At 64.7% G+C, this 14,152-nt stretch carries 11 protein-coding genes; 5 read left to right on the top strand and 6 right to left on the bottom strand.

The window, feature by feature from the left end:
* Nucleotides 1-459: 459 nt before the first annotated feature.
* From GEV37_RS02705 to GEV37_RS02720, 4 genes are all read left to right on the top strand, one after another.
* Entirely contained in the window at nucleotides 460-720 is a 261-nt protein-coding gene (locus GEV37_RS02705; RefSeq protein WP_227389197.1) for a DUF4212 domain-containing protein, read from the top strand.
* A 3-nt stretch (nucleotides 721-723) separates the two neighbouring features.
* Nucleotides 724-2,520, top strand: coding sequence for a sodium:solute symporter family protein (locus tag GEV37_RS02710; protein WP_227388630.1), 1,797 nt, complete (start codon nucleotides 724-726; stop codon nucleotides 2,518-2,520).
* Between the two features lie 111 nt (nucleotides 2,521-2,631).
* Nucleotides 2,632-3,135, top strand: a complete 504-nt coding sequence (locus GEV37_RS02715; RefSeq protein WP_227388631.1) for a hypothetical protein — start codon at nucleotides 2,632-2,634, stop codon at nucleotides 3,133-3,135.
* An 84-nt stretch (nucleotides 3,136-3,219) separates the two neighbouring features.
* On the top strand, nucleotides 3,220-7,161 hold the full coding sequence (locus GEV37_RS02720; protein ID WP_227388632.1) for a hybrid sensor histidine kinase/response regulator: 3,942 nt from the start codon (nucleotides 3,220-3,222) through the stop codon (nucleotides 7,159-7,161).
* A gap of 73 nt (nucleotides 7,162-7,234) precedes the next feature.
* Here GEV37_RS02720 and GEV37_RS02725 read toward each other — a convergent pair whose 3' ends face one another.
* From GEV37_RS02725 to GEV37_RS02735, 3 genes are all read right to left on the bottom strand, one after another.
* Nucleotides 7,235-7,897, bottom strand: a complete 663-nt coding sequence (locus GEV37_RS02725; protein WP_227388633.1) for a response regulator — start codon at nucleotides 7,895-7,897, stop codon at nucleotides 7,235-7,237.
* Nucleotides 7,898-8,141: 244 nt separating this feature from the next.
* A complete protein-coding gene (gene acs, locus GEV37_RS02730; protein WP_227388634.1) occupies nucleotides 8,142-10,091 on the bottom strand; it encodes an acetate--CoA ligase in 1,950 nt (649 codons plus the stop codon).
* A gap of 168 nt (nucleotides 10,092-10,259) precedes the next feature.
* Nucleotides 10,260-10,808, bottom strand: coding sequence for a SprT family zinc-dependent metalloprotease (locus GEV37_RS02735; protein ID WP_227388635.1), 549 nt, complete (start codon nucleotides 10,806-10,808; stop codon nucleotides 10,260-10,262).
* An 85-nt stretch (nucleotides 10,809-10,893) separates the two neighbouring features.
* On the opposite strand from GEV37_RS02735, the gene GEV37_RS02740 reads away from it, so the two are divergent.
* Nucleotides 10,894-11,559: a YecA/YgfB family protein gene (locus GEV37_RS02740; RefSeq protein WP_227388636.1), complete on the top strand. Its 666-nt coding sequence runs from the start codon at nucleotides 10,894-10,896 to the stop codon at nucleotides 11,557-11,559.
* Nucleotides 11,560-11,562: 3 nt separating this feature from the next.
* Here the strand turns inward: GEV37_RS02740 and GEV37_RS02745 are convergent, their stop codons facing one another.
* Genes GEV37_RS02745 through tsaB form a run of 3 tightly spaced genes read right to left on the bottom strand, consistent with a single transcriptional unit; the run spans nucleotide 11,563 to nucleotide 14,109 of the window.
* Nucleotides 11,563-12,681, bottom strand: a complete 1,119-nt coding sequence (locus GEV37_RS02745) for a phospholipase D-like domain-containing protein (protein ID WP_227388637.1) — start codon at nucleotides 12,679-12,681, stop codon at nucleotides 11,563-11,565.
* Nucleotides 12,682-12,709: 28 nt separating this feature from the next.
* Nucleotides 12,710-13,414 carry a class I SAM-dependent methyltransferase gene (locus GEV37_RS02750; RefSeq protein ID WP_227388638.1) on the bottom strand — a complete coding sequence of 235 codons (705 nt, stop codon included), beginning with the start codon at nucleotides 13,412-13,414 and terminating at the stop codon, nucleotides 12,710-12,712.
* A complete protein-coding gene (gene tsaB / locus GEV37_RS02755) occupies nucleotides 13,411-14,109 on the bottom strand; it encodes a tRNA (adenosine(37)-N6)-threonylcarbamoyltransferase complex dimerization subunit type 1 TsaB (RefSeq protein WP_227388639.1) in 699 nt (232 codons plus the stop codon). The genes GEV37_RS02750 and tsaB overlap by 4 nt, the downstream gene beginning before the upstream one ends.
* Nucleotides 14,110-14,152 lie beyond the last annotated feature (43 nt).

Below are 14,152 nucleotides of genomic sequence, written 5' to 3' on the forward strand. Positions count from 1 at the left end.
AGAGTCGGAGTTCGTTTAACGGTGCTTTTCATCTTTTTTATAAGTGTCGAAAGCAACTCTTTAAAAGTAGCAAATCCGCTTTCAGGGAGAGCTATAGACTATCGTCCTATCGGGACAAAAGTCGTAGTCTTGCGGCCCAAAAAGGTTAGTAAATAGAACGCCTTCGCTGTATAAATCTCTGTCTCTTTCGCATCGTCGTCGCCTGATACCAAAGTCGGGATTCTTTTTTTGCGTTTATTGGCCAGTATTACTTCGAGTCCATTGAGGCAATATTGCCTTAAACCCCTATTCGGCGCTTAAAAAGACAACAACAAGGGACATCGATGAACACTACGCCGCAAAGACGAGAGCCACGAGCACTATTCAAACAAGCGACGTGTCGGGGACACTCCCTGACAGGTCATCCGCATCGCGTCCACTTTCCAATCTTGAACAACATAAACGGAGAGCACCATCATGATGGCAGATGATAAATCCAATGCGGCTGCGTACTGGAAGGCCAACGTCCGCCTGATCTTCGGCTGCCTAGTCGTCTGGGCGTTCGTGTCCTACGGCTGCGCCATCCTGTTTCGTCCGCTGCTGGCGTCGATCTCCATCGGCGGCACGGATCTGGGCTTCTGGTTCGCCCAGCAAGGCTCGATTCTGACCTTCATCGCGCTGATCTTCTTCTACGCCTGGAGAATGAATCAGCTCGACAAGAAATACGGCCTGGGGGAATAAGCCATGAGCCAGTTTGCCATCAACCTGCTGTTCGTCGGGGCCTCCTTCGCGCTCTATATCGGCATCGCGATATGGGCACGGGCCGGCTCCACCAAGGAGTTCTACGTCGCCGGCGGCGGCGTTCACCCGATCACCAACGGCATGGCCACCGCCGCGGACTGGATGTCGGCGGCGTCGTTCATCTCCATGGCGGGCCTGATCGCCTCCGGCGGCTACGCCAACTCCACCTACCTGATGGGCTGGACCGGGGGCTTCGTGATCCTGGCCATGCTGCTCGCGCCCTATCTACGCAAGTTCGGCAAGTTCACCGTGCCGGACTTCATCGGCGAGCGCTTCTACAGCCCCACCGCTCGAGTGGTCGCGGTGGTGTGTCTGATCATTGCCTCGGTGACCTACGTCATCGGTCAGATGACCGGTGCCGGCGTCGCCTTCTCGCGCTTTCTGGAAGTGCCCAGCACCTGGGGTATCTGGATCGCGGCGCTGACCGTCTTCTTCTACGCGGTGCTCGGTGGCATGAAGGGCATCACCTACACCCAGGTGGCCCAGTACGTCGTTCTGATCGTGGCCTACACCATTCCGGCGGTGTTCATCGCCATGCAGCTCACCGGCAACCCGATCCCGATGTTCGGCATGTTCAGCACCCACTCGGAATCCGGCGTGCCGCTTCTGCAAAAACTCGATGACGTGGTCGTGGCGCTGGGCTTCCAGGACTACACGGCGGATGTGGACAACAAGCTCAACATGCTGCTGTTCACGCTGTCCTTGATGATCGGTACCGCCGGTCTGCCCCACGTCATCATTCGCTTCTTCACCGTGCCGAAAGTGGCCGATGCGCGCTGGTCCGCAGGCTGGGCGCTGGTGTTCATCGCCCTGCTGTACCTGACAGCACCGGCGGTGGCCTCCATGGCGCGCCTCAACCTGATGACCACGGTGTACCCGGAAATGACCGGCCAGGTCGAGGATTACGAGGCGGCGGCCGCCGAGCCGATCCTCTACGAGGACCGCCCGGCCTGGTTCCAGACCTGGGAAGAGACCGGCCTGATCACCTTCAACGACCTCAACGATGATGGCCGCATCCAGTTCTACAACGATGCCAATGCCGGCTTCGAGGGCACGGCCACCGAACGCGGCTGGGCAGGCAACGAACTGACCGTCAACAACGACATTCTGGTACTGGCCAACCCCGAAATCGCCAACCTGCCCGGCTGGGTCGTGGGTCTGATCGCGGCGGGCGGTATCGCGGCGGCGCTCTCCACCGCGGCGGGGCTTCTGCTCGCCATCTCCTCGGCGATCAGCCACGACTTGATCAAGAACACCATCAATCCCAACATCAGCGAGAAAAAGGAGATGCTGGCGGCACGGATCTCGATGGGCGGGGCGATTTTGCTGGCCACCTACCTGGGGCTGAATCCGCCCGGGTTCGCGGCACAGACCGTGGCACTGGCCTTCGGTATCGCGGCGGCATCGCTGTTCCCGGTGCTAATGATGGGGATCTTCTCCACCCGCATGAACAGTGCCGGCGCGGTGTGCGGCATGCTGGCCGGCCTGACCTGCACACTGCTGTACATCTTCACTTATCTTGGATGGTTCTTCATTCCCGGCACCAACATGCTGCCGAACACGCCGGACAACTGGTTCATCGGCATCTCGCCGCTCTCCTTCGGCGCAGTGGGTGCGCTGATCAACTTCGCGGTGGCCTTCGCGGTGTCGAGCGTCACTGCGCCGCCGCCCCGTGAAATCCAGGAGCTGGTGGAGAGCGTGCGCTACCCCAAAGGGGCTGGTGCCGCCATCGACCACTAGGTCATAATCCATGAAGACCCCTTGGGCCTTCAGCGTAACGAGCGGGCTTCCTCAGGGAAGCCCGTATCGTTTGCCAACCTCTTTAGACCCTAACGAGCAGGAAATATCTTTATGATCTGGCACTTGATTGCCGCAGTGTTCGCGGCGCTGGCCGCGGCGGGTATCGGCTTGATGCTGCGCCACCTGTCGCGCAACCGCCTGCCCAAGTGGATCGTGCCGGTGATGGCCGGGCTTGGCATGCTGAGCTACCAGATCCACGTGGAGTACAGCTGGTTCGACCACAAGAGGGCCCAGTTGCCCGCCTCCGCTGAAGTCGTCGATACCGCCACGGGTACCGAGGTCTGGCGACCCTGGACCTTCGCCTTCCCGATGATCACGCGCTTCACGGTGCTCGACCGCGATAGCCTCTCCCGCGAGGACGGCGTTGCCGAGTTCATGCTTTACCACTTCGAGCGCCACCACACCGACCTGGTGATTCCCAGGGCTTACGCGCTCAACTGCCAGACCCGCGAGCTCGTGCCGATGGACGCCGACAGCCGCGAGCCGGATCTGGCCGGCATCCGCACCCTGCGAGACGCCTCCGAGCTTTTGCACGGCGCCTGCGAAAGCGCCTGAACCGCCCTGACGCCCGGGCGTGATTGACTTAAACTGGGCCACTTCAAGGGGCGGGCCCTCACGGGCTCACGGCAGGAGACAGGCATGTTCCACGGCGGGCTTCTCGTTGCGGTTTCGTTACTCTACATCGCGGTGCTGTTCGGCATTGCCTGGTTCGGCGATCGCCGCGCGCGCACCCGGGGCGCCAGCCGCCGCCGGCCGCTGATCTACAGCCTGGCGCTGGCGATCTACTGCACCTCCTGGACGTTCTACGGCGCGGTGGGCCAGGCGGCCACCGCGGGGTGGTCGTTCGCCAGTATCTTCGTCGGCCCGGTATTGACCTTCCTGCTGTTCTGGCCGGTACTGGCCAAGATGATTCGAGTGGCCAAGCATCAGAACGTCACCTCGATCGCCGACTTCATCGCCTCGCGCTACGGCAAGACCCAGTCGCTGGCCGCTTTCGCGAGTCTCGTGGCGCTGATCGGCACCCTGCCCTACATCGCTCTGCAGTTGAAGGCGGTCTCCACCACCTTCAGCGTGCTGACCGAGAACGACACCGGGGGCGGGGCGCTGTTCAACGACACGGCCTTCTACGTGGCGCTCGTCATGGCAGTGTTCGCGATATTGTTCGGCACCCGCCACACTGACGCCACCGAGCACCACGAGGGGCTGATCCACGCCGTCGCCTTCGAGTCGCTGGTGAAACTCTTCGCTTTCGTGGTGCTGGGCGTCTTCGTCACCTGGGGCATGTTTGACGGACTGGGGGCCTTGATGGCCCACGCCGAAAGCGAGCTGGCGCTACAGCGCCAGCTCGCCAATCAGGATTTCGGCCAGAGCTTCTGGGCCCAGACGCTTCTGGCGATGCTCGCCATCATTTGCCTGCCACGCCAGTTCCACGTCACGGTGGTCGAGAACATCCACCCGGACGACGCCACCAAGGCGCGCTGGCTGTTCCCGCTCTATATCCTGGCCATCGCGTTTTTCGTCGTGCCGCTGGCCGCTGCCGGGCTCTGGCTGTTCTCGGACACCGCCATCGAGCCGGACACCTACGTACTGGCGCTGGCGATGGAGTCCGGCCACACGTGGCTGACGCTTCTGACCTTCATCGGGGGCTTCTCGGCGGCCACCGGCATGGTGATCGTCGCGGCGGTGGCGGTATCGATCATGATCTCCAACGAGATCGTCATTCCGGCGCTTTTCCGGCTGCGCTGGTTCGACACCAAGGCGCGCGACTACGGGCGGCTGGTGCTGCGCGCCCGCCGGCTGACCATCGTCGCGGTGCTGGCGCTGGCCTACGGTTTCTACCAGCTGATCGCCGAGTTCACATCATTGGCCTCCATCGGCATGCTGTCGTTTGCCGCCGCTGCCCAGTTCGCTCCGGCGGTGATCGGCGGGCTCTACTGGAAGCGCGGCAATCGCCTGGGCGTGATCGTGGGCATGAACGCGGGCTTCGCGATCTGGGCCTACAGCCTTCTGATGCCCGCCATGATCAACGCCGGCGTGCTGCCCGCGGCCTGGCTTGCCGGCGGGCCGCTGGGCATCGGCTGGCTCTCCCCGACGGCGCTTTTCAACCTGAACCTTGGCGGTGACAGTTTCACCCACGGCGTGATGCTGTCGCTCGGGGTGAACCTGTTCTGTTACATCTTCGTCTCCCAGATCAGCTCCCAGCGGGTGGTCGAACGCATCCAGGCGTCACTGTTCGTCGACAGCGTCGAGACCCGCCAGACCTCGGTGAACCGCCCCTGGACCGGGGCCACCACCGTGGGCGATCTCAAGGTGCTGTGCGAGCGCTTTCTGGGCGCAGGCCAAGTGGATCGCGCCTTCGAGGATTACGCCCGGCGCACCGCCAAGCCGCTCGACGACGGGGCGCGCGCCTCGATCGACGTGATTCAGTTCACCGAGCGCTTTCTCGCCTCGGTGCTCGGCGCCTCGTCCGCGCGCATCGTGGTCAACTCGGCGCTGCAGGGGCGCGGCATCGGCATTTCGGACGTGATCTCGATCGTCGACGAAGCCTCCCAAGTACTCGAGTTCAACCGGGCGCTCTTGCAGGCGACCATCGAGAACATCAACCAAGGTATCAGCGTGGTGGATCAGAACCTGCGCCTGGTGGTGTGGAACCAGCGCTATCTGGAGCTTTTCCGCTTCCCCGATCACCTGATCCGCGTCAGCGCCCCGATCGATCGCATCTTCCGCTACAACGCCCACAACGGCGAGTACGGCCCGGGGGACCCCGAGGAGCACGTGGAGCTTCTGCTCGACAACATCAGACAGGGCCAGCCCCACCGCTACGTGCGCTACCGCCAGGACGGAAGCGTGCTCGAGGTGCAGGGCACGCCGATGCCCGGCGGCGGCTTCGTCTACACCTACCAGGACATCACTCAGCAAAAGCGCATCGAAGAGGCGTTGATCCGCTCCGAGAACAACATCCGTATCTACACCGACAACGTGCCCGCCTTGATCGCCTACTTCGACAAGGAGAGCCGCTATCTCTTCACCAACCGCGCCTACGAGCAGGCCTTCGCCATCGACCGCAACGCGGTGATCGGCCGGCGCTTCGAGGACGTGCTGCCGGTCAAGCAGGCTGAAGAGCGCCTGCCCTGGGTGAAGCGGGCGCTCGCCGGCGAGCGGGTGAGCTTCGAGGTCGCCATGCGGGTGGATTCACGCATGCGCTACATGCTGGTCACCTACACGCCGCACTTCGGCGACAGCCAGTCGATTCTGGGCTTCTTCGCGCTCTACCAGGACATCACCGAGCGCCGCCAGGCGGAGATCGCCCTCCAGGAGACCAACGAGACCCTGGAGGAGCGAGTGCGCGAGCGTACCCAGGCGCTCTCCAAGGCCAACGCCGCCCTGCGTCAGGAGAACCGGGTGCGCGCTGAAGCCGAACAGGCGCTGCGCCAAGCCAAGCAATTGGCAGAAGATGCCAACGCATCAAAAACACGCTTTCTCGCTGCGGCGAGCCACGACCTGCTGCAGCCCTTGAACGCGGCGCGCCTGTTCACCTCGGCGCTGATGCAGAACGAGCCGGAGAGCGCCAACCAGCGCACCATCGGCCATATCGACAACTCCTTGCAGGCCGCCGAGGAGCTGCTCGGCACGCTGCTCGATATCTCCAAGCTCGACGCCGGCGCGCTCACGCCCCGGCGCAGCCACTTTGCGCTTTCCGATATCGTGCGACCGCTGCGCGCCGAGTTCGACGTGATGGCCGACGAGCGCGGGCTCGATCTGAACGTGGTGGCAACCTCCCTGTGGGTCGACTCCGACCCACAGATGCTGCGGCGCATCGTGCAGAACTTCCTGTCGAATGCGCTGCGCTACACTCAGCAGGGTCGCGTGCTGCTGGGCTGTCGGCGCCAGGGCGAACGGCTCTCCATTGAGGTGTGGGACAGCGGCCCGGGCATTCCCGAATCGAAGCTCACCGAAATCTTCCAGGAGTTTCGCCGCCTCGACCAGGTCTCGCGCCACAAGGAGAGCGAGAAGGGCCTGGGCCTGGGGCTGTCGATCGCCGACCGCATGAGCCGGGTGCTGGATCATCCGATCAAGGTGCGATCCAAGGAGGGCAGCGGCACGGTCTTCTCGGTGAGCGTGCCGGTCGTGGCGTCCCGCGAGGCGGCCCCTGCCACCCAAGAGGCGCCAACCCGGCGCGGCGGCAACAAGCTCGCCGGTGCGCGCATCGTGTGCATCGACAACGAGACGCTGATTCTCGAGGGCATGAGCGCGATGCTCGGCGGCTGGGGGTGCGAGGTGTTCACCGCCACCAGCATCGGCGGGGCGAAGTCCATCCTGCGTAACATGGACGGCGACCCGGACGCGATTCTCGCGGACTATCACCTGGACAACGAAGTGACCGGGCTGATGGCGCTGGAAGCGCTCGACGAGCGACTCGAAGGCGCAGTGCCGGGCATCGTGATCACCGCCGACCGTACCGAGGACGTATCAGAGCTGATCAAGCGCGCGGGCTACCAGCTGCTTTTGAAGCCGGTCAAGCCGGCGGCGCTGCGAGCGCTGCTCACCCGGACCCTGCAGGCTAGCCGCGCTAGAACATAAATCTAGTGGCCCAGAACGAGAAGCCCCCGCTGGTGGATAGCACGAGCGGGGCTTCAAAACCGGAAGGCGGGGATCAGGATTCGACTTTCGGCGGCTCGACCTCGAGTTTCTGGGCAGCGATGACCGCCTGGGTGCGCGAGTGCACGCCGAGCTTGCGCAGGATCGCGGTGACGTGGGCCTTGATGGTGGCCTCCGACACGTTGAGCTCGAAGGCGATCTGCTTGTTGAGTAGCCCTTCGGTGAGCATGTTGAGCACGCGAAACTGCTGCGGGGTGAGCGAGGCGATCGCTTCGGCGAAGCGCGACTCCTCTTCGCTGGTTTCGTCCAGAATGCTCGCCATCGCCTCGGGCAGCCACACCTCGCCCTGGAGGATCTCGCCGACCGCCTCGGCGATTCGCGCAAGCGACGAGGACTTGGGAATGAAACCGGAGGCACCGTAGTCGATGGCGCGCCGCACCACGTAGGGCTCGTCGCTGCCGGAGACCACCGCCACCGGCACGTCCGGCATCTGGCCGCGCAGCTGGATCAGCCCGGAGAAACCGTGGGCGCCGGGCATGTGCAGATCGAGCAGGATCAAATCGGCGTCGGGGTGGCGATTGACCACCTCGGTAGTAGCCTCCATGGTATCGGCTTCGACGATCTCGGCCTGGGGGGCCAACTGACGCAACGCCTGGGTAAGCGCTGCTCGAAACAGCGGATGATCGTCTGCGACGATAAACTTGTGGGCTACTGCCATGATACTCCTCCGGTTCCTCGAGCGCGGTGGCTGCGCCGCGACGGCTCGCACATACGGTCACAGCATGGTACCCCATGGGCTTCGGGATGCAAAAGCTTCACCATGCACAATTTGTTATCGTTTCAGTGGACGCTGAAAACGGCGATGCCGGCGGATAGCCGGCATCGCTGCATTCAGAACGTGCGCTTAACTTAACATAGCCAGGCGCATCGTGTACGCCCTTATACGCCTTCGCTGTGCGCCCTTACTGATTGGCGCGGTGCTCGATCAGATCGTCGACCACCGACGGGTCGGCAAGCGTGCTGGTGTCGCCAAGCCCGTCGCACTCGTTGGCGGCGATCTTGCGCAGGATGCGGCGCATGATCTTGCCCGAGCGGGTCTTGGGCAGCCCCGGCGCCCACTGGATAACGTCCGGCGAGGCGATCGGCCCGATGTCCTTGCGCACCCACTGGACCAGTTCCTTTCTAAGCTCGTCGCTGGGCTCGACGCCGTCGTTCACGGTGACGTAGATGTAGATGCCCTGCCCCTTGATGTCGTGGGGGAAGCCCACTACCGCCGCCTCGGCCACGGCGCTATGTGCCACCAGCGACGACTCGATCTCGGCGGTGCCCATGCGGTGGCCGGAGACGTTCAACACGTCGTCGACACGGCCGGTGATCCAGTAGTCGCCGTCCTCGTCGCGCCGGCAGCCGTCACCGGTGAAGTACATGCCGTCGTAGGTCGAGAAATAGGTCTGCACGAAGCGTTCGTGATCGCCCCAGATCGAGCGCGCCTGGCCCGGCCAGGCATCGAGGATTACCAGGTTTCCGTCGGTGGCGCCTTCGAGGATATTCCCTTCGTTGTCGACCAGCGCAGGCTTCACGCCGAAGAACGGCCGGGTCGCGGAGCCGGGCTTGAGTGCCGTTGCTCCGGGCAGGGGCGCGATCATGATGCCGCCGGTTTCGGTCTGCCACCAGGTGTCGACGATCGGGCAGCGCTCGTTGCCGATCACGCGGTAGAACCACTCCCAGGCCTCCGGATTGATGGGTTCGCCCACGGAGCCGAGGATGCGCAGCGAATCGCGCGAGCTCGACTCCATCACCTTGTCGCCGTGGGCCATCAGCGCGCGCACGGCGGTGGGTGCGGTGTAGAGGATGTTGACCTGGTGCTTGTCGACGATCTCTCCGATGCGGCCGTGGCTCGGGTAGCTCGGCACCCCCTCGAACATCAGCGTGGTCGCGCCGTTGGCCAGCGGCCCGTAGACGATGTAGCTGTGCCCGGTCACCCAGCCGACGTCGGCGGTGCACCAGTAGACCTCGCCCTCCTGATAGTCGAACACGTACTGGTGGGTCATGGCCGCATAGACGAGATAGCCGCCGGTGGTGTGCTTGAGTCCCTTCGGCGCGCCGGTGGAACCGGAGGTATAGAGGATGAACAGCGGATCTTCCGCGTTCATCGCCTCGGGCTCGCATTCGGTGGACTGGCCGTCGACCAGATCATGGAACCAGAGATCGCGGCCTTCCTGCCAATCGATGTCGCCGCCGGTGCGCTTGACCACCAGCACGTTCTTGCACACCTCGGTGCCGTCGCGGGTCAGCGCGGCATCGACGTTCTCCTTGAGCGGCACATGCTTGCCACCGCGCACGGACTCGTCGGCGGTGATCACGAGCTTGGAGTCGGCGCCGATGACGCGCTGGGCGACCGCGTCCGGCGAGAAGCCGCCGAACACTACCGAGTGCACGGCGCCGATACGCGCACAGGCGAGCATCGCCATGGCGGCTTCGGGAATCATCGGCATGTAGAGCGTCACCGTGTCGCCGCGCTGAATGCCCAGCGACTTCAGCGCATTGGCGAGCTGATTGGTGCGCGCGTATAGCTCACGGTAGGTGATGTGCTTGGAATCCGCCGGGTCGTCGCCTTCCCAGATGATGGCGGTCTGATCGCCGCGCGTCTCCAGATGGCGGTCGAGGCAGTTGGCGGCGACGTTGAGCTGGCCATCCTCGAACCAGCGGATATCGACATTGTCACGGGCGAAGGACGTGTTCTTGATGTTGCTCGGCGCCTTGATCCACTCGAGCCGCTTGGCCTGCTCGGCCCAGAAGCCTTCCGGGTCGTCGATCGAGCGCTGGTAGAGCGTCTCGTAGGTCTGCCTGTCGGCCCAGGCGTTGGCGGCGATCTCGTCGCGTACCGGATGGACGTTCTTGTGCTCGCTCATGACGTTGCCTCTGTCCGTGAAAGTGCAATGATTCGAAAAGGGCGCCGGCCTCACACGTCCCGTGCCAGCAGGGCTAATATTTACCTAGCATAAACCGCCAGGGCACGCCTTCATCTTAGACATTGGTATTATCTAATTTTCCATTAAAAACATGACCTTAAATAACAATTAACAGGCCTTGTCATCAATGAAGCGCAGCGCCTGACCGCACTGGCGACAGCGATAGCGCCGCCCCCGCGCGCCCTGGGCGTGGCGCTGGGCGGTGAAGAGATGCTCGCGGCAGTCGCAGCGGTAGCGGTAGGGGCGACGCTGGCTTTGGGCGATGTCGAAACGGTGGGTTACCCGAGGCACCAGGCCGAAGAGCTCGCGCATCACGGTCTGCCACTCGCGCCCGTGAGGCTTGAGTCGCGTTCCGCCGTCGAGATGGAACACCAGCCAGTGGGCCATCTCGTGAGGAATGACCTCGTCGAAGAACGCCGCTCGGTTGTCAGCGAGCAGTACCGGGTTGAAGCGCAGCCCGCCCCGGCCCAGGTGCGCCTGCCCGGCGCCGGCGCCCTTGAGATCGAACCACACCCGGGGCGCGGGAAGCCCCGGGTGCACCTCGCGGGCAAGCATGAGGGTCTCGTCGACACGCGCCAAGGCGGCGTCGAGAAGGGCATCAAAGGTCAGCGCGGCCAGGTGCCGCGCGGGCCATTCGGGCAGTGGAGAAGAGCGCATTGGTGGTAGACTGGCCGCGATGTGGAGCGTGCGATTGTGCGTGATCGCGCGGCAATTCTCAAAAACGTATCGAACGAGGCCTTGCATGGCAGACAACGCTGAACCGCGCCCGCCCGAACCGCTGCTGGACGACGAGGCGCTCGACCGGCTGGACGACTTCCTCGACTCCGACCGGGTCGGCGAGGACGCGCTGGATCTGATCTCCGCCCACGGTTTTCTGGTGGCGCTGGCCGTCGCGCCCAGCGAGCAGCCCGTGGAGGCCTGGCTCGAGGAGCTGTTCCAGGGCGAGCCCGCCTACCAGAGCGAGGCCGAGCGCGAGGAGATCACGGGACTTTTGAAGGCGCTGCGTGACAACGCCGTCGAGGTGCTTGAACAGGGGGGGCTTCCGGAGCTGCCTTTTGAACTGACCCTCGACGGCCTGCCCGCCGAAGAGACGCCGATCGGCGACTGGTGTGCCGGCTTCATGGAGGCGGTGTTCAGCGACGAGGCCGCCTGGTTCCAGGACGATGAGGAGGCCGCGGCCACCCTGCTGCTGCCCTTCATGCTGTTGTCGGGACTGTTCGACGACGAGCCGGATATGGTGGAACTGGCCGGCGACACCGCGCGTCAGGAGGAGCTGGTGGCCCAGCTGCCGGAGCTGGTGCTCGACCTTTACCTCAACTACCGCGTGCCGCCGGAAACCCCCAAGCCCAAGCCACGCCCCAAGAGCCCCGCCAAGGCGAAGAAACCCGGCAAGGGCAAGAAACGCTAGGTACTATTTCAAGCGCGTCACCACCGCGTCGAGCAGGCCATAGAGCCACTCCTTGACGCGCTGGTGCCAGGGCCGCGCCGCCCAGCGCGCGGCGTCGACCTCGCTGCTTTCCGCGAAGTTGCGCTCGAACAGTGCCTGCACCTCACACGCCATGGCCGGCGACTCGATCTCCTGGTTGGCCTCGAGGTTGTAGTGCAGGTTCCAGTGGTCGAAGTTGCACGAGCCGATGCTCACCCACTCGTCCGCCAGCACGAACTTGGCGTGGATGAAGGTGGGGTTGAACTCGAAGATACGCACGCCGGACTTCAGCAGCGCCTGGTAGAAGCGCTGCCCGGCGTAGCGCACACCGGGATGGTCGTGTTTCTGGCCCGGCAGCAGCAGGCGCACGTCCACCCCGCGCCGGGCCGCCCGGGCCAGGCGCCGGCGCAGCGCGAAGGTCGGCACGAAGTAAGGCGTACACAGCCACAGCCGGGTCTCGGCACTGCCGACCCGCTCGTGAAGCGAGTGGCGAATGGCCTGGTAGCGGTAGCCCCGCGCCGGCATCACTCGTCCCAGGGCGCCGTCGGCGAAGTCCGCCGGCGCACGCCGGGGCACCAGCGCCTGGTTCGGGCTCTGGCGGGCGCGACGGGTGAGCTTCGAGCGCCACAGCCGGCGAAACAGCGCCTCCCAGTCGGTGACTGCCGGGCCCTCCACGCGCACGGCGATCTCGTACCAGGCCTCGAGGAACTCGTCCACCGCGCCGAAGCCGCCGGTGAAGGCGACCTGGCCATCCACCACCACGATCTTGCGATGATCACGACTCAGGTTGCGCGCCAGCGAATGAAGCCCCAGCGGGTTGAAGAAGCGCAGCGCCACGCCGCCTTCCAGAAGCCGCGTGCGATCTTCTCGGGAGAGTCCCATGGCACCGAAGCCATCGAGCAGCAGGTAGACCTTGACCCCGCGCGCGCAGGCATCGATCAATACCCGGCTCAACCGGTCGGCGAGCTCGCCGGACTCCATCAGGTAGAGTTCGATCAGCACGTAATGGCGGGCGCCCTCGATCGCCTCCAACATGGCGGGCAAGAAACGCGCGGCCTCAGGCAGCAGCGTGAAACGGTTACCGTCTCGCCACATCGGCGACATAGCGACTCCTTGGCTTAGCTTGCAGGACTCAACGCTCCTTGAGCGACCGATGCACGTACAGGTCGTAGCGGCTGGTCTTGCCCTCGACGACGTGGTTGGGGGGCGGCCCGTCGATGGGCGGTGCCTTGCGCGGGCGCTTCACCACCACCCGATGGGTGGCCACCGCTAGCGCCTGCTCGAGAAGACGCGGGGCGTCATCGTCGCTGCCGGCCAGCAGGCGAAAAAGGCGCATCTCCTTTTTCACCAGCGCCGACTTCTCGCGGTGGGGAAACATCGGATCGAGATGGATCACCTGGGGGGCGACATCCGCCTGCTCGACCAGCGCGGCAAGCGCCCAGGCGCTATCGCCCTGACAAAGCCGCATGCGTGCGGCGATCTCACGGGTCTCGGGGTCGAGCCGTGCCCGGGCAAGGCCATCCTCGAGCAGCGCGGCGATCGCCGCCACCCGTTCGATCAACAGCACCGGCGCGCCGAGACTTGCCAGCACGAAAGCGTCGCGCCCAAGGCCGGCGGTGGCATCCACGATGCTCGGCGTCACGCCCTGGGCAAGCCCGCAGGCCTTGGCGACGAGCTGGCCGCGCCCGCCACCGAACTGACGCCGATGGCCGGCCTTGCCGCCGATGAAATCGACGAACAGCGGGCTTCCGAACTCGCGCGGATCGCCGGCAAGCGATAGCCGGCCCTCTTCCCGACGCAGGACAAGGCCCTTTGGCAGCGCGACGGCCTCGCTCATGCGGGCTTTTTCCAGGCCACGTCGTTGCGCAGGTAGACAGGCTGCACATCGATGGGTGCCTGGCCCGTCCCCGCTTCAAAGGCGCGCAGGCCGACCCAGGCCATCTCCTCGGCCCGGGGCTCGAGATCACATAGGTGCTGGCTCATGCTGGCCCGCACCACGTCGTCGAACTGCTCCCACAGGGTGAATCCCGAGCCTACGCCGACCCAGTCGGTCTCGTAGCCGGGCAGCGCCACCCGCGCCGGAGCCACCACCGCTTCCTGGTCGAGCAGCGTCGGCACGTCGTCCTGGCAGTGCCAGGCGGCGACGTAGACCTCGCTCATGCGCGCGTCGAGTGCGGTCACCAGATGGCGAAAGTGGAAGCGGCGGTGTGCCTGCAGCGCCAGCGCCTCAAGCGTCGACACCCCGACCAGCGGACAATCGAGCCCGAAGGCCAGCCCCTGGGCGGCACCGGCAGCGATGCGCAGCCCGGTGAACGACCCCGGTCCGTGGCCGTAGGCAATGGCGTCTAAGGCGGCGGGGGTGATACCCGCCTCGCCCAGCACCTCGTCCACCATGGGCAGCAGCCGCTGGGTATGGGCGCGGGGGGTATGCTCGCAGCGGGCCAGGCACTCGCGAGCCTCGCCCTCGGCGCGAATCAACGCCGCTGAACACTCGCTCGACGAGGCGTCCAGGGCGAGAAGGTATGACGGCATAGCGACTCGTTACTCCAGAAAGAGAGGGCGTGGCCGCGCCGGG

Origin of the sequence: Vreelandella malpeensis (genome assembly GCF_020622355.1) — a bacterium.
GTDB lineage: Bacteria > Pseudomonadota > Gammaproteobacteria > Pseudomonadales > Halomonadaceae > Vreelandella > Vreelandella malpeensis.

Coding starts and splice junctions, on each gene's coding strand:
- GEV37_RS02715 (WP_227388631.1), top strand. CDS start 2,632: ATGATCTGGCACTTGATTGCCGCAGTGTTCGCGGCGCTGGCCGCGGCG.
- GEV37_RS02735 (WP_227388635.1), bottom strand. CDS start 10,808: ATGCGCTCTTCTCCACTGCCCGAATGGCCCGCGCGGCACCTGGCCGCG.
- GEV37_RS02745 (WP_227388637.1), bottom strand. CDS start 12,681: ATGTCGCCGATGTGGCGAGACGGTAACCGTTTCACGCTGCTGCCTGAG.
- acs (WP_227388634.1), bottom strand. CDS start 10,091: ATGAGCGAGCACAAGAACGTCCATCCGGTACGCGACGAGATCGCCGCC.
- GEV37_RS02750 (WP_227388638.1), bottom strand. CDS start 13,414: ATGAGCGAGGCCGTCGCGCTGCCAAAGGGCCTTGTCCTGCGTCGGGAA.
- GEV37_RS02740 (WP_227388636.1), top strand. CDS start 10,894: ATGGCAGACAACGCTGAACCGCGCCCGCCCGAACCGCTGCTGGACGAC.
- tsaB (WP_227388639.1), bottom strand. CDS start 14,109: ATGCCGTCATACCTTCTCGCCCTGGACGCCTCGTCGAGCGAGTGTTCA.
- GEV37_RS02720 (WP_227388632.1), top strand. CDS start 3,220: ATGTTCCACGGCGGGCTTCTCGTTGCGGTTTCGTTACTCTACATCGCG.
- GEV37_RS02710 (WP_227388630.1), top strand. CDS start 724: ATGAGCCAGTTTGCCATCAACCTGCTGTTCGTCGGGGCCTCCTTCGCG.
- GEV37_RS02725 (WP_227388633.1), bottom strand. CDS start 7,897: ATGGCAGTAGCCCACAAGTTTATCGTCGCAGACGATCATCCGCTGTTT.
- GEV37_RS02705 (WP_227389197.1), top strand. CDS start 460: ATGGCAGATGATAAATCCAATGCGGCTGCGTACTGGAAGGCCAACGTC.